This is a genomic window from Microcoleus sp. T3_D1, from assembly GCF_036700405.1.
Classification (GTDB): Bacteria; Cyanobacteriota; Cyanobacteriia; order Cyanobacteriales; family Microcoleaceae; genus Microcoleus.
Genome location: NZ_JAUBOV010000011.1, coordinates 62,082 through 81,362, shown reverse-complemented (window position 1 = coordinate 81,362; position 19,281 = coordinate 62,082). Strand labels below are relative to the sequence as shown.

Genomic DNA, 19,281 nt, shown 5'->3' with positions numbered 1-19,281 from the left:
ATAGTGTGGGGATTCCTGTCTGCCTAGCTAAACCGCAACACCGTTAGGTGTGACTACGCACTCAACTAATCCAGTTAAGTTATTACGTGGGCTAGTTATACTCAATTTTAGACCGATGACGATCATAGCACACCCGGTACAAGACCCAGAAAAAAGAACACCGGGATTCAAGTCGCTGGGAATCTGGGTGCGATGGGACGCAATGTTGTCAATCTTCCAGAATATTTCTATAAACTCTTGACAAAATACGACCAATGACGATTTATCCCGGTGACCGAAAATTTGGGTGCAAGCCCCGTCCTTTTAGGACGGCTTTAAGTAGACTTCTTGAAAAAGCGTTTCAACGTTTGCTCAGGATTGTGGTATAATCAGGTAGGAGGATAGAGCAAATGTTTCATTTAGTCTACGAATTCAAACTCAAACCAACGGCAGGACAAATAGCAATCTTTGAAGATTGGCTAGAACAATGCCGTCGCGTATACAACTACGCATTGGCAGAGCGTAAACATTGGTTTGAGTCTCGTAGTTGTCGAATTAACGCTTGCTCTATCCGATCTGAGTTCATCATTCGGGCCGAAACAAAACGACCAACTTATGCAAGCCAGTGCAAAAGTTTAACTACGGCTAGGGCAAACATACCCACTCTGGCTGCCGTCCAAGTACACGTCCTACAGCAAACACTGAAAAGGCTTGAAAAAGCGTTTGTGAGTATGTGGGAACAAAAACACGGTTTCCCCCGCTTTAAGAAAGCAGGAACAATGCGATCGTTTGTATTCCCACAATTGGGGGTTAACCCCGTCCAAAATCAAGCAGTGAAGCTTCCTAAGATTGGTTTGGTTAAGTTTCATCAATCACGGACTATCCCTGATGGTGCAACGATTAAGCAAGCAAGGATAGTCCGTAGGGTTAGCGGTTGGTACGTGATGTTAACCCTACAATGGGACGTTTCAGCGCCAAATCCAATGCCCCACGGTGAAGGTATCGGAATTGATGTTGGATTAACTAATTTCATAGCAACTTCTAACGGTCTTTTAGTCAAGCGCCAAAGATTTTTTAAAGACGCAGAACGCAAGCTTAAATTGCTGCAACAACGTGTCTGTCGTAAAAAACTAGGTTCTAACAATTGGCGTAAAGCTCAAAAGAAAGTCGCAAAACTGCATGAATACGTTGCTAATAGTCGGAAAGATTGGCATCGTAAATTATCTCATCAAATCTGCCAAAATGTGGGAATGATTTTCGTTGAGGATCTGAATCTGATTGGGCTGTCTAGGGCGATGCTGGGGAAACACTGCTTAGACGCAAGCTGGGGTCAGTTCTTCACAATCCTAGAGCAAACTTGTTTGAAATATGGCGTGTACTTTCAGAAGGTAAGCGCTCATAAAACGAGTCAAGTTTGCCCCAATTGTCTAGCAGAAACAGGAAAAAAACAGCTTGATGAGCGTACTCATTCATGCTCGAACTGTGGCTATACAACAGACAGAGATGTTGCAGCCGCTCAAGTAGTTCTAATTAGAGGACTTGCAGCCGTAGGGCATACGGTCAAGATGCTTGCCGAGGGTAAATTCATTGGAATCCCTGCGAATCAAGAATCCCCTCGCCTTTAGGCAGGGGTATGTCAAGTAGCTCCTGTCTTCAGTCTGCCCGACGCACAAGGCAATGTTTTCAATCTTGCAGATTTTCGAGGGCGGCGAGTTGTACTGTATTTTTACCCTAGGGACAATACCCCTGGCTGTACTAAAGAAGCTTGCGGCTTTCGCGATATTTACTTAGACTACCAGTCGCGCAATATAGCAGTTCTCGGCGTCAGTACAGACGGGGCCGGGGCCCACGCCAAGTTTGCAGCTAAATATCAACTGCCTTTTCCCTTGCTGTGCGACTTAAACGCCGAAGTTGCTACCGTCTACGGCTGTTACGGACTAAAAAAATTTATGGGAAAAGAATTTATGGGGATTACTCGATCGACCTTCGCGATCGACCCTGATGGTAGGATTGAAAAGGTTTACCGCAAAGTCAAACCAGAATCTCACGCAGCGGAGATATTAGCAGATTTGCCAGACCTCTGGCTTGAATGAAAAATTAAAAATTAAGACTCCGGAGCTGCGAGCTAGGAGCCCTGAAATTACTATCTCCTAAACAAGCTTTTGAGTTTATGCGTCGATTGTGGCAAATTGTACAAACTGTGCTGGGACTGATTTTTCGACATCCCGTCACTGGTACTGCGGTGATTCCCGTATTGCCTGACGGGCGAATTGTGTTAATTCGCCGCCGCGACAACGGTCGCTGGGGACTGCCGGGAGGTATGGTGGATTGGGGAGAGGATATTCCCACAACTGTGCGCCGGGAATTAGCGGAGGAAACAGGACTCGAGTTAGTCAAAATCCATCGCTTGGTGGGCGTTTATTCGGCTGCCGATAGAGACCCTCGCCTGCACTCGATTTGTATCGTGGTGGCGGCAGAGGTGCAGGGCAAGATGCAAGTTCAGGATACGCTTGAAGTCAGCGAGGTTGAGGCTTTTTTCCCCGCATCGCTGCCGGAGGGCCAGCTCAGCCACGATAACGACCAACACTTACAGGACTATTTTCAAGGCCTGACAACTTTGGCGTAAATCGGCGGGTATCCAAATTTGAGAAAAGTCGGAAATTACCTCGCCGTTAAAAGTTGTCTGTTATGAATGTGGAATTAATTTTCAATGTTTTCCTACTTTTATGCACAATCTCTGGACATTAAATTAATCATCTTTTTATTACTAAATATTTAACCGGATGTACTCACCGCTACGAAATTCTAGGGTCAAACTCTCTGTAGGGCAAGTCTTTTGGCACGAAGTCGGTCAAGGCCCGAATTTAGTATTTTTGCACGGTTCTTGGCACGACAGCAGTCAGTGGCTGAGGACGATCGAACATTTGAGCCCCTACTACCACTGCTTCGCACCGGATTTGCTGGGGTTTGGCGACTCGGAACACCCCAATCTTCATTATTCGATCGACCTGGAAGTAGAATGTCTCGCCCAATACCTCGATACTTTGAAGCTGCGACAGGTTTATTTAATCGCTCACTCTCTGGGCGGCTGGGTGGCCACCAGCTACGCTATCAAATATCCCGATCGAGTTCAGGGTTTGGTGTTGTTGGCCCCAGAAGGCGTCAAGGTTGGCAACCGGCGGGGGCGGTGGCAGACGGCTAGCTGGCTGATCGGTCAACCTCCGTTCGCTTTCTGGTTGCTGCGATCGATCTATCCAATTGCTAAGTTGCTGGGTAGCCAAAACAAGATTGACGGATTGCTAAAGTTCAGACAGCAGTTGATGCAGTCCCCAGTTGCCGTGCAGTTGCTGTTCGGGCGGCGGCGGGCTGAAATTACAGCGGAATTAGTTGAGGAGAATTTGCCTTTGCTGAAAGCGCCTGTTTTGCTGTTGCACGGTTCTGAAGATACTCCCGCAGCTTCGTCTTTGTGTCAATCCTATGCTGCTCTGGCTCCTAATGCCGAACTGCAATTGGTAAGTCCGGGGGAAAGCAATTTGCCGCAGGAAGTCCCGGATGTTGTTGCTAAATATATTCGCCAGTTTGCTAAGTGAATTGGGAATTGGTCATTGGGAATTGGTCATTGGGCATTGATCATTGATAAAATGACAACAGTCAACAGTTAACAGTCAACACTCAACAGTTAACAGTCAACACTCAACAGTTAACAGGCTAATTCCCCAAAAAATAGCCTCTGGTGCGTCAATTAAGCCTGCAGCTGTATCAGGAAAGGCTGCTGTGAGGTATTTTAAAAGCATAGTGCGATCGCCCCCCGTGACCGCAATTTTGCTATCAGGAAACAAACCCCGCCAATCTTCAATAAAATCCCTAACTCCTGCCACCGCCGCATACACAACTCCGCTTTGAATTGCCCCAGCAGTGTCTTTCGCCCAGCGGTGCGGCAGATTTTGTGGTAAACTGATTAAAGGTAATGCAGCGGTTTTTTTACCTAGCGACGATAACTGCAAACCCAAACCTGGTAAGATTGCGCCCCCAACTAAATACCTATTGACATCAGCCCCAGTAAATGTTAAAGCTGTACCAGCATCTATAAGTAAAACAGGCCAACCAAATTGGTTGCCAGCACCCAGTACAGCCAAAGCTCTGTCAATTCCCAGGCTAGGATAGAGTCCCCCGATCGGTAACTGGTCTAAAGTAATAATCCCGACATCTGGATAACTGTGCCAAATTGCTGTTTGCTGGGGAACAACGGAGGCTAAAACTAGAGGCAGGGGAACTAAAGAAAGTGTGTGAGGACTAGAAAATGCGGGAGTAGCAGGAAGACAAAGGAGATTTTGAGCAGATATTTCCTCGATCGACCTCATTACTATTTGCACCAAATATTCGGCCTTTTCCTTCTCGGAGAGCCGGGAAACCGCATCAGCATTGAGATGCTCTGTATCCCACGTTTTCTCCAGGGTTTGGCCCACCAATAATCCCCAGTGCAGCCGGGAATTGCCGATCGCCAAAGCTATTTTAATCTGGGCTTTACCTGTCGATCCAGAAGTAATGTTGTCGGTGGTTGCTGGCGAACCAAAATTGTCGGGAAGTGAATTTTCCATGTTAAGCGGGCCGGCGCAAACATTGAACTAAAGATAGATTTTAGATTAATTTTATTTGCTTAACCGGGCGGTTAACTCTATTTGACATCTAACCAAGTTCTATGCCGCGCACCAATTAGTATTGTCGCCTGCAGAGCGCATACTTGCTAAATATAAATATTTGTAAAGCAAATAATTGCTTTGCTCAGGCGGCCTCCTTTATAATGTCTTAAGATATTCCAAAGTCCTGGTAGCTGCGATGGGGCTGTTGGCGGGGTAAGCACAGGTTTAAAAAACCCGACTCAATCAAAATACTGTACAACTGCTGAGTAAATATGTCTTTAAAAATACAAGAACACGAAAACCCCTGGTACAGAGTAACTTCGCGGTTGCCTGAATCGGAAAACTGGATGCAGCAAGAAAGTCTTTCGCTGCCGGAAGTAGACCAACAAAAAGCCCTAATTGTGCAGATGCAGCAGCAAGTTCAGTTATCAAACTTGCTGAACCAAATTAATAACGAAATTCGCAGTACACTTGACATAGAAGAAATTTTGACATCAGCCTGCAGATTGCTGGGACAAGCGCTACAGGCAAGTCGCGTGAGCATTTTGGTCAAAGAATCAAATACAGAAAAAACTTTAGTTACGCGCGGAGAGTACAACGCGGGGGACTATCCGATTCAACTGGGAATGAAAGTACCGATGAGTGACAACCCGCATTTGGCTGCCGTCGTGTCTCAGCAAGAGTCCCTAGCCCTGACGAAGTTTCTCGATTTTCCGGGATTGAATCCACAAACCCGAAAAATTGCCGAAGCTTTGGAGATTAAGTCAATGCTGGCAATAGCTACTCGCTATCAAGGTGAAGTGAATGGCATCATTGGTTTGCATCAGTGCGATCGCGAACGGGAATGGACTGATTGGGAAAGGCAGCTTTTAGAAGGGGTAGGATCGCAATTGGCGATCGCGATCAATCAAGCCAAACTCTATAGCAAAACCAGGCGCCAAGCGGAACAAGAATCGCTGCTGCGGCTGATCGGCAACCAAATTCGCAGTACGCTGGATCTGGAAACTATCCTGGAAACAGCGGTGAGGGAAGTCCGCCAACTGTTGCAGTGCGATCGAGTAATTATCTATCAGTTTCAAGACAACTGGCAAGGAAAAGTTGTTGTTGAAAACATGACGGTTCCTTGGCCTTCAATTTTAGGAGATATGGGGGCGGATAAGTGTTTCCGGGGAGATTACGCCGATCTTTACCAACAAGGGCGCGTCAAAGCAATTAATGATATTTTTAATGCTGGTTTAGAGCCTTGTCATGTCGATTTCTTAGATAGTTTGCAGGTAAAAGCTAATCTGATTGTGCCGATTGTTACATCCAGAACTGAAGAAAATACCTCCGACACAGCCGGAAGCTATAATCATAAATTTCCCGGTAGGCTGTGGGGTTTGCTGATTGCTCACGAGTGCGGGGATACCCGCAATTGGCAGCGGCAAGAGATGGAGTTGCTATCCCAAATAGCCAACCAAATGGCGATCGCAATTCAGCAAGCAGAACTTTACAGCCAAGTCCAAGACGCTGCGGTAAAATCTCAAGCTCAAACCCAGCAGTTGCAGGTTGCGTTGGAAGAATTGCGATCGACACAGCAGCAATTGATTCAAAGCGAAAAAATGTCAGGTTTGGGACAAATGGTAGCGGGGATTGCTCATGAAATTAACAACGCCAACAATTTCATCCACGCTAACTTGTTTCACGCTCAAGAATATTTTAAAGCCTTGAACGAAGCTCTAGAAGTGGCTGGAACTGCCTGCCCGGAAGCAGCGGCAGCAATTGTCAGAATCAATGAAGAACTAGAACTCGATTACATTCGAGAAGACTTTGGTAAACTGCTCAATTCTATGCGGGAAGGAAGCGGGAGGATTCGCTCGATCGTGATGACGCTGCGAAATTTTTCTCGTTTAGACCACGCTGAATTAAAACCAGTAGATTTGAATGAAGGTTTAGAAAGCAGTTTCTTAATGCTGCAAAATAAGCTAAAAACCCATATCAAAATAGACAAGCAATACGGCAGTTTGCCACCCGTCCAATGTCATGCCAGTCAAATTAACCAAGTATTTTATAATTTGATTGACAATGCTTTAGATGCGCTTCAGTCAACGAGCAAACCGGGGGAATTAACCATCCGCAGTTGGCAAAGCGAGCCGGACTGGGTAACAATCTCTATCCGCGACACGGGAAGTGGCATTCCTGCAGAAATTCAAGACAAGATTTTTGACCCATTTTTTACTACTAAACCTGTGGGTAAAGGCACTGGTTTGGGACTTTCAGTGTGCTATCAGGTAATTGTCCAAGCTCACGGTGGCAAGATCCGTTGCGTCAGTCAGGTTGGTGAAGGAAGTGAGTTTATTGTAGAGTTGCCGCTGACAAATCAGAGGAGGGTAAGTGCATAATTCCTGCTTTAGTCAGATTAACTCTGTTTTGTCACTTTGGCAGTAGTATAGAACCCATTTGACATCTTGGCGTTGCTTAATCAGGCTATGAAAAAAATAACTTTAAAATCCAAAAGCTTTGTGGATACTGGTTTCTATGACGGGCATATTTAGCGTTTCATACCGTAAATCAGCAACGCCGACATCTTGAGGGCGATCGTCAATCACATTACGGATCAGCAATAAACTTGGTTTTTTAGCGATGCCTACGGCCAGCTTCGCTAACGCATTTTTAATGAAATCAGATTTAACTTACGCCCGAACCCCAATTTTCAGAAATTCCCAACTGGGTGATGCTTAGACATATAAAATCATAAGTATTTTTACTCATAATTGTCTCTGCGGATTCACTTCTGTCCGCTGAAGCAGTGAACGCTGCCTCTGGGGGACCCGGAATGTGGGATTTAAGCTCTCCTTTACAGATGTGGAAAACCCGCTTTTTATAGGGCTGAAAAAAAGCTCGCAATTGTTCCGGATAAAACTTATTGATGATGAAAGTTAGACATATCTATGTAAATAGGTATAAGTAGGTGTAATTATTTACACTCAGCATTTGATCGGGGGCAATAATACCTTCAGATGCTTATTGGGCAAGCATTTTTACTTGATTTACCTGAATCTATGAGGAAATTTTTCTTGCAGTGACCGATCGCTACAAGAAAGCCCAACCTCTGGTTTTCAGTCACTTCTAATCCTTAATTACTCATCATTAACACAGAAGCTATGGCTACTTCAATCACTGGTTCTTTGGGTCAAACCAATAATTACAGCAGTGTCACTGACCTAATTACACAATGGCCTACTGCCGCCCAGAATCAAGGCATCCAACTGTCTGGGATAGCTTTTGATGGCGTGGAAACGAACTACACTAACCCTACTGCCATCAGCAACCTCACCTTAGCAACGAACGAAAACCCTAAAAGCTGGTTGAGCTACGGCGGTCCCGGTGGTATTGGTGTCCCATCTGATTATCCTGGTTGGTTTACCGATGTCAATAAACTTCGGGCGGAAATCAACTATGACCCCAACACCAATAAATCTCAGGTGCTGAAGGTGAAATGGGCAGATAACAAAAACATCACTAGCGCCACGATCGGCCTGAGTGGATTACTTCCCAAATCAACTTCTACTACAGTGAACGATCAAGGCAATGAAGCTGGTTTGCTGCAACTCTTTAATAATGGGGCGCCGGTATCGGCCAGCAATTTTACGATCTCTCGCGTCAACGCTCCGACGAGCGGTCAAAAACCGATCGCTGTGTCTTCCGATGGAGTGACTTTCATTGGCGATCGTGACGATGGCAATTTCACATTCCAGATACAAGCAAATTCCACTAGCGTTGCTTTTGACGAACTGCGGTTCAAGGCCACAGCCTACGATAACCCCACCGCTGCCTACCTCGCTACCTCCACCAGAACCGATAGTTCCGACTACCTAGTGCGGAGTATTCAATATCAAGGCATTGATGTGACGCCGACTCCGACTCCGACGCCGACTCCGACGCCGACGCCGACATCTCCAAGTCTCTTCCAGTTCGCCCAACCAAATTACACGGTGGCTGAAGGCAACGTGGCGACGATTAACGTTACTCGCACCGGTGGCACGGCGGCTGCATCGATTAACTACGCTACTCTTGACGGTTCGGCAAGTTCCACAGGCAGTGCCCCGGATTACACTGGAACGGCGGCGGGGGTGTTGAATTTTGCTGCGGGGCAAACAACCGCTAGTTTCACCGTGACGGCTTTGACTGATTTGACATTGGAATCCTCGCCGGAAACGGTGAATTTGGTGCTCTTCGGTGGCAATGTCGCCAGTAATCCGTCAATTTTGACGATTAATGATGTGCCGCCGACTCCGACTCCGACGCCAACTCCGACGCCGACGCCTACTTCTCCAAGTCTGTTCCAGTTCGCCCAACCAAATTACACGGTGGCTGAAGGCAACGTGGCGACGATTAACGTTACTCGCACCGGTGGCACGGCGGCTGCATCAATTAACTACTCTACTCTTGACGGTTCGGCAAGTTCCACAGGCAGTGCCCCGGATTACACTGGAACGGCGGCGGGGGTGTTGAATTTTGCTGCGGGGCAAACTACCGCTAGTTTCACCGTGACGGCTTTGACTGATTCGATTTTGGAATCATCGCCGGAAACGGTGAATTTGGTGCTCTTCGGTGGCAATGTCGCCAGTAATCCGTCAATTTTGACGATTAATGATGTGCCGCCGACTCCGACTCCGACGCCGACGCCGACATCTCCAAGTATCTTCCAGTTCGCCCAACCAAATTACACGGTGGCTGAAGGCAACGTGGCTACGATTAACGTTACTCGCACCGGTGGCACGGCGGCTGCATCGATTAACTACGCTACTCTTGACGGTTCGGCAAGTTCCACAGGCAGTGCACCGGATTACACTGGAACGTCGGCGGGGGTGTTGAATTTTGCTGCGGGGCAAACAACCGCTAGTTTCACCGTGACGGCTTTGACTGATTCGATTTTGGAATCATCGCCGGAAACGGTGAATTTGGTGCTCTTCGGTGGCAATGTCGGCAGTAGTCCGTCACTTTTGACGATTAATGATGTGCCGCCTGGGACGATGGTAACTCCGACGCCGACTCCAACTCCAGCAACATCAACAGCAACCCAGTTTGTTTTTAGTGCGGCTACTTTCAGCACTCAGGAATCATCTGGCTTTGCTACGGTGACAGTCAATCGCATCGGCCCTAATACGGGGACTGCAACGATTAGCTACAGTACTCTTGACGGCACCGCCCTATCAACTGGAACTGCGGTTGATTATTCCTCTAGTGCTGGTGTACTCACCTTTGGCCCTGGGGTAACTTCCACGACGTTCAGCATCTTTGTCAATCCTGATACTGTGCCTGAAATGACTGAGACTGTTAACCTATTTCTCAACAACGGCCCCGTCGGCACTCCGTCAACAGCAAGACTAGACATTATTGACGGTAGCAGCAGTGCATCTGGCAATATCTTCCAGTATAGTGCGTCTAATTACGGCACGATCGCCACTCAGGGGGGCAGCACAACGGTTACAGTTACCCGCTCAAGCGGCTTAGGTGCAGCATCGATTGATTATATTATTCTGGCGGGTACTCCAGGCGCCGGTCTTGCACCTGTATATGCTACCGACTACCTGCTTAACCCGGGCGGCTCCACTGGCGGCACGTTGTCCTTCGCCGACGGCCAACTCAGCCAAACCTTTACTCTTCAAGACAACCCATTTAGTACCAATAATGGGACTGTGCGCTTAGGTCTTGCTAACCCCACTGCGGGCTACAGTTTCGGCAGTACAGCGGCAACAAGTATCACTCTCATCTAAGGCTGTTAGTAGGGCGAGGAATCCTTGCTCTACTAATATGTCCCGCAAGTAGTTAAATGCTTTTTATCAGTCTGATTCCTCGCTACAGCTTTTTTCAAGAAAGTGAGGTACGCGGGTAAAATCTTCGCTGTGTGACAGTCGCTGGCACCGACAACTAATGGGATTCACCTACAGGGCTGATTGTGGGCGACCTCGACCCGAATCCCATTGCTGGTGCTAGTTTCGTTGCCTTCAACCCATTTGCTACTTCGGTCTGATAGAACCATTTCAAGGTCGTACTCTTAGATGCTACGCGCGTTATTCGAGTACGACCTTGAACCCTTGTATATGGAAATAATTAGATTGCGATTTGCCATTGGGTGGAGGTTTTTGAGATTGTCGGTTTTTGGCAAGAATTTTTGGTAAAACCTGCCCCTAAATTTATCGATTGGATATTATTGTTTTTTTGCGCTTACCTACTTAATCCTTAATTTGTTGATAAGCTTGCTGACACTGTTCAAAGGTTGAGGCGTCAGCTTCCCTATTCCCAAAATATAGTTGCTCATGTATTCTTATCAAAGTTTCGTAAGGCACTGGCTGGGGTAATTGCTGGATTAATTGCAAATATTCGCCATCAGTGCGGCTGGGTTTGTCAACCACGGTTCCCGCATCATTTAACGGCTGCAACAAAGCCATGTAAAGACGGGAGCATCTCAGTTTTGCATTTACAGTGCGAGCGTCCCCGCTCGCGTATTGTACAATACGCGAGCGGGGACGCTCGCACTACAATAAAAAAAATGCTTTTTACAAAACTGAGATGCTCCCTGTAAAGACAGCGGCAAGCTTGGCGGTATTTGCCTTGTTGCTGCAATTTTTACGATCGCAACAACCACGCTACTACCGACAAATCTTTAATTGTTTTTTTCGCACTTCCATCAGTTGGTTGATTCTTATTTTTGAAATTATGAATATAAAAACGTAACAGTTGCCAAATCTGCCAACTCGCCCAGACTGCGAGCAATGCTAAGATTAACCAAAAGGCGGCTTTAGCGATCGCCCCCAAGATGGGGGAATCAAACCAAGATGGCAATTAGACATTCGGTATATTTTGGGCAGTTTTTAGTTCTCACCACTCCTGCAATCGTTGTTGCGACTGTCCTAATTGCCAACCCAAATTAGTTTGATCAAAGGAACTTTCAGACATAGCTTTACATCACTTAATCGATTTTGGCTTGTGGATTTGGGATTTTTTTATTCGATCGTCTTACTGCACATTTTTTACAGCTTTTAAGTTGCTACTAACTAATTGACTCCTCGATCGCAATTTCCATGCAAAACTCAGTACCTCGATCGCCCAACCCATCGAACTCGGTTTCTATACCACACATATTAGCTTTTTGTCAATAGATAGATATCACTTTTGGGATGCTTAACTGAGTGATAGGAAATTTGATAAAGATTTACAAAAGAAACGTGTCAGAATGGAAACAATAAGGTAATGGGTAAAAGACAAGGAGGCAGTGATGGTAGCGCTGACTGAACGAGTCCAACGCAGATTGACGGTGGAAAAAGTCGAAATTGCCCCTGATACAACGGCAATTCGATGCCTGGACTGGGATAGAGACCGCTTTGACATCGAATTCGGACTCAAAAACGGTACAACATACAACTCATTCATTATTCGCGGTGAAAAAACAGCCCTCGTCGATACCTCGCACGAGAAGTTTCGCCAGCAATACATGGAAACTCTGACGGGCGAAATTGACCCCAAAGAGATTGACTATCTAATTATCAGCCACACCGAGCCAGACCACAGCGGTTTAGTCAAAGACGTGTTGGCGTTGGCACCCCAAGCGATTGTCGTGGGGGCGAAAGTAGCAATTCAATTTTTAGAAAACCTTGTACACCAACCATTTGAGCGATTGGTAGTCAAAAACGGGGACAAACTAGATTTAGGAAACGGCCACATTATCGAATTCGTATCGGCGCCGAACTTGCACTGGCCCGATACTATTTTCAGCTACGACAGCAAAACTCAAGTGCTGTTCACCTGCGATGCTTTCGGGATGCACTACTGTTCCGACAGCACCTTCGATGACGATTTAGCAGCAGTTGAGGAAGATTACCACTTTTATTATGAGTGTTTGATGGGTCCCAATGCTCGATCGGTACTCGCGGCGATGAAGCGGATGGCAGAGTTGGGAGAAATCGGTACAATTGCAACCGGTCACGGGCCACTGCTGCGGCACAATGTGGTGGAACTTACCGGACGCTACAAAAAGTGGAGTCAAGCGCAAGCTAAGGCAGAAACCACTGTAGCGGTATTTTACACCTCCGACTACGGATGGAGCGATCGACTCAGCCAAGCGATCGCCCACGGTATCACCAAAACCGGTGTCGCTGTGGAAATGATGGATTTGAGAATCGCCGACTTGCAAGAAGTCCGCGAACTTGTCGGTACCGCCGCCGGTATCGTAATTTGTTCGCCGCCGAGTAGTGGTACTGCTGCTGTGAATGCCGAAGCTGCTATCAACACAATTTTAGTTGCGGCTAACAACAAACAATCTTTCGGTTTGTGCGAATCCGGCGGTGGCGATGACGCATCAATTTACCCGCTGCGAAACAAGTTCAAAGAGTTGGGTTTAAAAGAAGCATTTCCCAACATTTTGATTAAAGATACGCCGACAGAAGCGAGTTATCAACTTTGCGACGAAGCCGGCACTGACTTGGGACAGTGGCTGACGCGGGACAAGGCTGTCAAACAGATGAAGGCCCTCGACAGCGACCTCGATAAAGCTTTGGGACGGATCAGCGGCGGACTGTACATCATCACCGCCCAAAAAGGCGAGGTTAGCGGTGCGATGCTGGCTTCTTGGGTAACGCAAGCCAGCTTTAAACCCCTGGGTTTAACAATAGCAGTAGCGAAGGATCGGGCGATCGAATCGATGATGCACGCGGGAGATAAATTTGTTCTCAACGTGCTCGAAGAAGGCAATTATCAAACTTTGATGAGGCACTTTTTAAAGCGTTTTGCTCCTGGTGCCGATCGATTTGCCGGAGTTAAAACTCAACCTGCTACCAACGGTTCTCCCATTCTGACAGATTCCTTGGCTTACATGGAATGCGAAGTAGTCAGCCGGATGGAACTTTCGGATCATCATATCGTATATGCGATCGTCGATAACGGCCGCGTATCCAATCCCGATGCACTGCCGGCAGTTCACCACCGCAAAGTGGGAAATCACTATTAGGATGTCAGTTGACGGTTGACAGTTGACTGTTGTCAGTTGACTGTTGGCAGTTGGCAGTTGTCAGAAGCAAGAGGGAAATTCAACGACATATTGATTGACTGTCTGAATCAACACACCCCAAACGTATTAGTAAGGTGCGTCAGCCGATGTTTTATTCGACTTCATCATCGATTATCTACTGACGCACCCTACAATTAGAGTCCAGGACGCAATTGGCTACGCACAAACTCTCAACGTTGGGTGCTTGTGGCGCACCTTACGGGGTTTCTGGGTGTTGGGTGCGCCACCAGCAGCAAACCGGGCAAACCGTTGTCATTTAGACTCCATTTTAACGAGGGGAATTGCCAATGCCTGCCAATCTTTTAGAAGACCGAGATTACACAATTATTATTGCCAGAAGCGATGCCAGCAGAGACCCTCACCATCCTTGGTACGAGGAGTGGGTAGAAGCACAGGCATCTCTGATTGACTTAGCAAAAAAATGTCAGGAATTTGACAGCGACGGCATCACCCTTTATGAAGCTTCTACTCCGATGTGGGAGTATAAAAATTCCAATGTTGCCCGGTTAGCTGAAATTTTGCAACGACAAAATACGGAACCGGCTTCAGCAAAACCCACTGAAATTAATTTGGAAGAAGCTCTGAAAGCAACTTTTAGCGATTATTTCGCAAGCAAACCAAATCCCAAAGGGAAGAACGGAGCAATAATTGTTGCAGTTCTCGATCAAAAACCAGAAAATACCGCTGCTGTTGCCGAAATAATTGTAAGTGCGGCCAATAAAATAGATAAAGATGAAGAAATTGGAGTGAGCTTTATCCAAATTGGGGATGATTTGAAAACCAGGAAATTTCTGACTGACCTGGATACCAATTTACAGGGTAGAGGTGCAAAGTTTGACATTGTAGATACCAAGTTTTGGCACGAAATCAAAAGAAGTTCTGTAGTTCAGTTTCTCATAGGTGCAATTAATGACTAACACTTTGACTCCTAGACTCGCATCGGATGCCAAACCCCGCGATGTGCAGTTTATCCCGATCGCACTTGATACATTTATTCTGCGATCGCGCACTTGGGATAGACTAAAATTTGAAGTCGAGTATTCGCTGCAAAAGGGTACGACAGCCAATAGCTATATTATTCAAGCTGACAAAACTGCTTTGTTCGATCCGCCGGGGGAATCTTTTACTCAAAATTACATCGATTTTTTACAGCAACGGGTGGACTTGACCAAGCTGGATTACATAATTTTGGGGCATTTCAATGCTAACAGGTCAGTAACAATTAAAGCTCTGTTAGAATTAGCTCCTCAACTAGCTTTGGTTTGCACGAATCCCGCCGCAATTAGTTTGCGCGCCGCTTTTCCCGATCGAGAATTAAACATTATGATCGTTCGGGGAGAAGAAACTCTCAACTTAGGAAAAGGTCACGCCTTAAAATTCATCGCGACTCCGACTCCTCGCTGGCCCGATCAACTTTGCACCTACGATCCGCAAACTCGAATTGTGTTCACTGACAAACTATTTGGAGCTCACGTTTGCGGCGACCAAGTATTCGATGAAGGGTGGAGCGTTTACAGCGAAGACCGGCGCTATTATTACGATTCCCTGCACGCATCTCAGGCAAAACAAGTGCTGACTGCAATGGATAAATTCGCCGATTTACCAGCAGCATTTTATGCTCCCGGTCACGGCCCGATCGTCCGTTACGGCCTTAATGAACTGAGCAATTTGTATCGGGAATGGAGCCAGCAACAAAATTCAAAAGACTTGACAGTTGCTTTGATTTATGCTTCTGCTTACGGAAATACGGCTACTTTAGCCCAGGCGATCGCCAAAGGAATTACGAAAGCCGGAGTTGCGGTGGAAACTATCAACTGCGAATTTGCCGAACCGGGAGAAATTCAAGAGGCGATCGAGAAATGCGCGGGATTTATCATCGGAACTCCCACGCTAGCAGGACACGCTCCGACGCAAATTCAAACTGCTTTGGGAATTGTTTTATCTACCGCAACTAAGAGCAAATTAGCCGGGGTTTTCGGTTCTTTTGGCTGGAGTGGAGAAGCGATCGACTTAGTGGAAAATAAGCTGAAAGATGCCGGCTATCGAATTGGATTTGAGCCGATTCGAGCCAAATTTAAGCCGACGGCGGCGACAATTCACGAGTGCAAAGAAGCGGGAACGGATTTTGCTCAAGCTTTGATTCGATCGCAAAAATTGCGGGCACCGAAACCGCAGTTAGTAGCAGGGAGCGATCGCACTGAACAAGCAGTAGGGAGATTGGTTGGTTCGCTGTGCGTACTCTCGGCGAAGCGGGGAGAGGTAGCCAGTGCGATGCTGGCTTCGTGGGTGTCGCAAGCAACGTTTAATCCGCCCGGTGTGACGATTGCGGTGGCGAAAGATCGAGCGATCGAAGCTTTGATGTACGCCGGAGATAAATTTGTGCTGAATATCTTAGCCGAAGGGCGACAGTTGCGGAAGTATTTCATGAAAAACTTTGCTCCCGGAGAAGACAGATTTGCGGGAGTCGAAACAATGGAAGCTAGCAACGGCTGTCCGGTTTTGACTGAGGCTCTAGCTTATCTGGAATGCGAAGTGATAAGTCGGATGGAATGCGGCGATCACTGGGTAGTTTATGCAGCGGTTGAAAACGGTCATTTGCTGAAAAATGACGGCGTGACAGCGGTGCACTATCGGAAATCTGGGAGTCATTATTAAGCTACGGCTAGGACACGGCAATGCCGTGTCCGTACAACAAATACAGCAGATTGCAGGTTATCGAGTATAGATCCGAAACCCGGAATTATAGTTGGCACTCATAGACACCGCCCCTACAGAAACTGGTTTATTTGTGCTTCACTTACCTGAAAGGTGCTGTAAGTGCTTTATTAACAAAGAATAATGGGTTAAACAAAATAAACTCAATGCCAGAACACTCGCCAGAAGAACTTTGCAAAATAATGTTTGGGCTAGACTACACGAAGCTAGTAGCAGCGAATCCATCGTGGAAAGATACTTTTCAAAAAATTTTAGATCGGAGAACAGTACCGCAAGAACTATCGGGAGATAAATCATCAGGCTGCGTGAGTGACAGTTCAGCAAAAGAATGTCTAACTCCCTTTGAGCAGAGAGAGATACATAACATTCGGGGAATAAAAGCATGGGGAGACATTCTCCGATCTGCCTTTCCTTGGGGAAAGACGCTATCAGTATTAGACCCTATACTAGGATGTTTAAAAATGAACAAGCACTCTATCCAAATTCATAGGCTAGAGAAAGACTTAGTTTATTTGACTGCCATGAGCATTGATAAAGGAGCTCAAATTTTTATTAGCTTTCCAGTTTCTCCTATTTCTTTAGGAATCTTAGCAGTCACATATTGGGCTCATTTGCTTAGGGAAGAAAGAGATATTTATCGGACTCATCATGCAGAGGCAGCAAAGGACTTTGCTATTTGGATTAGACCGAAGGATCATGGTAAAATATCGCATTTGAGAACAACTAAAGCATTTAACCTGATAGATAATGAATATACTAAACGCAATCTAAATAAGCGAATTGCTTGTTTACCTCTCCATAAGTTTGATGAATCATTCAAAAGTAAACATCTGAGAGTCTTTATGGCGCGATCACTCTCTGAAGCCGTTGACTTATTGAAGACCTCTAAAAATTGCTCTCTAGTTGTCATTGACGATCCATCAGGACGCACTTATCCATCTCCCTCTGCCTATGGAAGCCAAGCCTTTGGCTTGGCTAGCCTTTGTCGGCAAAAACGAATCCCTATGGTAGGTATTGTTCCTCCTTGGACTCTGCAAGATATTGAGTACCATGAAACCAATAGTTCACAGGGAATTCTTCTTTGGCCTATCGACTTCTTCGCTCTGCGCTCTTATCCCGCCGAGCTGGGTATTTCTGCTAAAAACAGGGAACAGCTTCATCCTATAGAGGAAAGCTATTTGCTACTTGAAAGAAAACGCCAATCTCTCAATGAAACACAGGTAACAATTAAAACTTTTAACTTTGATACAGAAGATGAAGAAAAAATTGCGGAGCTTTTTCAAGAATCATCAAATTTACTGCTAGATTTAGCCAAACAGCCTCACTGTCGTGGTGTTTGGGGTACAGGTTGGAAAATATGGCGACATCTCGCAGCTCCTGTCTTACCTTTTTATCTGCTCTGGGCCCAGTTTATTGAAGGCGCACTTACGCAACTCAATTCTGCTGTTAACAAATCTAAAGATTCCCAAGCAAAAATTTTATATAATCTCCTCTCCTCTCTGGCGCTGAGGCTACAGAAACTTAAAGCTAATCCATTCATTCAAATCCTTAAATCTGCCGATGAAGGAACTATTGTAGCTGTTGAAAATGCAGAATTAGCCAACGCCTTAGAACAATTTTTAATGGGAAATCGCAGTAGTTCATCAACTCCTCAAATTTTACCAATCAGCCAGGTTCGGGGTTTAGGCGGAGAAAAGTTGATCGTTATAGGTCAGCCCAAGGCTTGTCACCGTGACATCTTGCAAACGACTTTCTTCAGAAAAATAGATGTGTTGCTGTGGTCGGTATTGGCTGAACGTGCCGAACGTTGGTGGAGCAATTTAGAGGTAGATGCTAGAGAATGGCATCGCAAAACTTGGCGCAAGCTAACTGAAAAAGAGGAGGTAGGATGTTATAGCTTTAGCCTCCACCAACCAAAGGTTAAGATAATTGAGGCCGGTAAATTAATACTGTCTAAGAGAATTAATTTAGCGAAACTTGAGGAAAATTTTAATTCTTTGGTTGGAACAGATTTTGATGCGGAATTGAACGGAGATATTGCGAGAAATTTAGAATCTCATTATCTAGTAAAGTTTGAGCGAGGATTAAAAATCAGGGTAGCACCGGGATGCGAGTTCTTAGTATTATCGGGTAGACAAGCTCTGGTTGTTGCTATCAGAGATATTGCTGCTGGGACAAAGGTTGTATTGTTTGATGGCATGAACCGAGATGAGTTATTCGCTCAGAAAGCGGGTTTGCTTGAGGATACCAAAGTTAACTACCTCTATCGCATACATTTAGACGCTTGGCGTGCAATACTGAAGCAGCACGTAAAAAACTCAGATTTACAAACAGTTCGTCGAGAACTCTCGATTGATACAGGTCTAGATATTAGTCAAGAAACAATTGAGTATAACTGGATGAGCGGTGATGACCTTCTTAGCCTCCCCCGTGAGAAAGAGCATTTCTTTTGGTTTATACCGCCACTAGCTCGTTCTGGTTTTGAAGAGTTTTGGCAACAGGCTAATGAATTAAGGGTTAAGCGTAGACAACTCGGTCAGGTGATCTCTGCTTGCGCTCAAGAAGGATGGAAAGATCGAAAATTAGATGAAATTGTCTTTCGATATCAGCAAGTTTTTATTACCGTGGGTGAATTGAAAGATGCCATGCAGATACTAACGGTACAGTCACCACCTCAACTAATTTCCCAAGTGCCTGAATATCCTATTAAGCGCCTTTTTTAGGGCATAAAATGTCTTTTGCCAAATCTGCGATCGCTCGGCTCTTGGGCTACCACCACAGAACTCTAACCTCACTTCGCTACACCAGAAAAACTTACCAACCATTTCCTTTTACCACACCTGCTAGGCGCACACTACACTATACCTAAAGACCGTGGGACGCTAACATGAGGAAAAG

12 protein-coding genes and 1 pseudogene are annotated in these 19,281 nt (G+C 46.0%); 10 read left to right on the top strand and 3 right to left on the bottom strand.

Annotated elements, in window-relative coordinates; all coding sequences use genetic code 11:
- Positions 1 to 389: 389 nt before the first annotated feature.
- The 4 genes and pseudogenes from QT992_RS07940 to QT992_RS07925 all read left to right on the top strand — a co-directional run bounded on the left by QT992_RS07940 (position 390) and on the right by QT992_RS07925 (position 3,569).
- Complete coding sequence (locus QT992_RS07940; protein WP_333315920.1) at positions 390 to 1,604, top strand: transposase; 1,215 nt, start codon at positions 390 to 392, stop codon at positions 1,602 to 1,604.
- 15 nt (positions 1,605 to 1,619) lie between these two features.
- Positions 1,620 to 2,072, top strand: a pseudogene (bcp, locus tag QT992_RS07935) (thioredoxin-dependent thiol peroxidase); the annotation flags it as partial.
- Positions 2,073 to 2,149: 77 nt separating this feature from the next.
- Entirely contained in the window at positions 2,150 to 2,605 is a 456-nt protein-coding gene (locus QT992_RS07930) for an NUDIX hydrolase (RefSeq protein WP_333315919.1), read from the top strand.
- 157 nt (positions 2,606 to 2,762) lie between these two features.
- Positions 2,763 to 3,569 carry an alpha/beta hydrolase gene (locus QT992_RS07925; protein ID WP_333315918.1) on the top strand — a complete coding sequence of 269 codons (807 nt, stop codon included), beginning with the start codon at positions 2,763 to 2,765 and terminating at the stop codon, positions 3,567 to 3,569.
- Between the two features lie 96 nt (positions 3,570 to 3,665).
- Here the strand turns inward: QT992_RS07925 and QT992_RS07920 are convergent, their stop codons facing one another.
- Entirely contained in the window at positions 3,666 to 4,577 is a 912-nt protein-coding gene (locus QT992_RS07920; protein ID WP_333315917.1) for a pantothenate kinase, read from the bottom strand.
- Between the two features lie 314 nt (positions 4,578 to 4,891).
- Between QT992_RS07920 and QT992_RS07915 the strand changes: the two genes are divergently transcribed.
- Positions 4,892 to 7,000, top strand: a complete 2,109-nt coding sequence (locus tag QT992_RS07915; protein ID WP_333315916.1) for a GAF domain-containing protein — start codon at positions 4,892 to 4,894, stop codon at positions 6,998 to 7,000.
- A 762-nt stretch (positions 7,001 to 7,762) separates the two neighbouring features.
- Positions 7,763 to 10,378: a Calx-beta domain-containing protein gene (locus QT992_RS07910; protein WP_333342837.1), complete on the top strand. Its 2,616-nt coding sequence runs from the start codon at positions 7,763 to 7,765 to the stop codon at positions 10,376 to 10,378.
- Between the two features lie 459 nt (positions 10,379 to 10,837).
- Here the strand turns inward: QT992_RS07910 and QT992_RS07905 are convergent, their stop codons facing one another.
- Both QT992_RS07905 and QT992_RS07900 read right to left on the bottom strand, forming a co-directional pair.
- Positions 10,838 to 11,053, bottom strand: coding sequence for a DUF4129 domain-containing protein (locus QT992_RS07905; RefSeq protein WP_333315913.1), 216 nt, complete (start codon positions 11,051 to 11,053; stop codon positions 10,838 to 10,840).
- Between the two features lie 178 nt (positions 11,054 to 11,231).
- The gene (locus tag QT992_RS07900) at positions 11,232 to 11,447 is read right to left on the bottom strand and encodes a hypothetical protein (RefSeq protein WP_333315912.1); all 216 of its coding nucleotides are present in this window, start codon (positions 11,445 to 11,447) and stop codon (positions 11,232 to 11,234) included.
- A gap of 433 nt (positions 11,448 to 11,880) precedes the next feature.
- Between QT992_RS07900 and QT992_RS07895 the strand changes: the two genes are divergently transcribed.
- The 4 genes from QT992_RS07895 to QT992_RS07880 all read left to right on the top strand — a co-directional run bounded on the left by QT992_RS07895 (position 11,881) and on the right by QT992_RS07880 (position 19,106).
- Positions 11,881 to 13,608, top strand: coding sequence for a diflavin flavoprotein (locus QT992_RS07895; protein WP_333336876.1), 1,728 nt, complete (start codon positions 11,881 to 11,883; stop codon positions 13,606 to 13,608).
- Between the two features lie 347 nt (positions 13,609 to 13,955).
- A complete protein-coding gene (locus QT992_RS07890) occupies positions 13,956 to 14,585 on the top strand; it encodes a hypothetical protein (RefSeq protein ID WP_333198641.1) in 630 nt (209 codons plus the stop codon).
- Positions 14,578 to 16,323, top strand: a complete 1,746-nt coding sequence (locus QT992_RS07885; protein ID WP_333376780.1) for a diflavin flavoprotein — start codon at positions 14,578 to 14,580, stop codon at positions 16,321 to 16,323. Before QT992_RS07890 ends, QT992_RS07885 begins: the two co-directional genes overlap by 8 nt.
- 206 nt (positions 16,324 to 16,529) lie before the next feature.
- Entirely contained in the window at positions 16,530 to 19,106 is a 2,577-nt protein-coding gene (locus QT992_RS07880) for a hypothetical protein (RefSeq protein ID WP_333376778.1), read from the top strand.
- Positions 19,107 to 19,281: the final 175 nt, after the last annotated feature.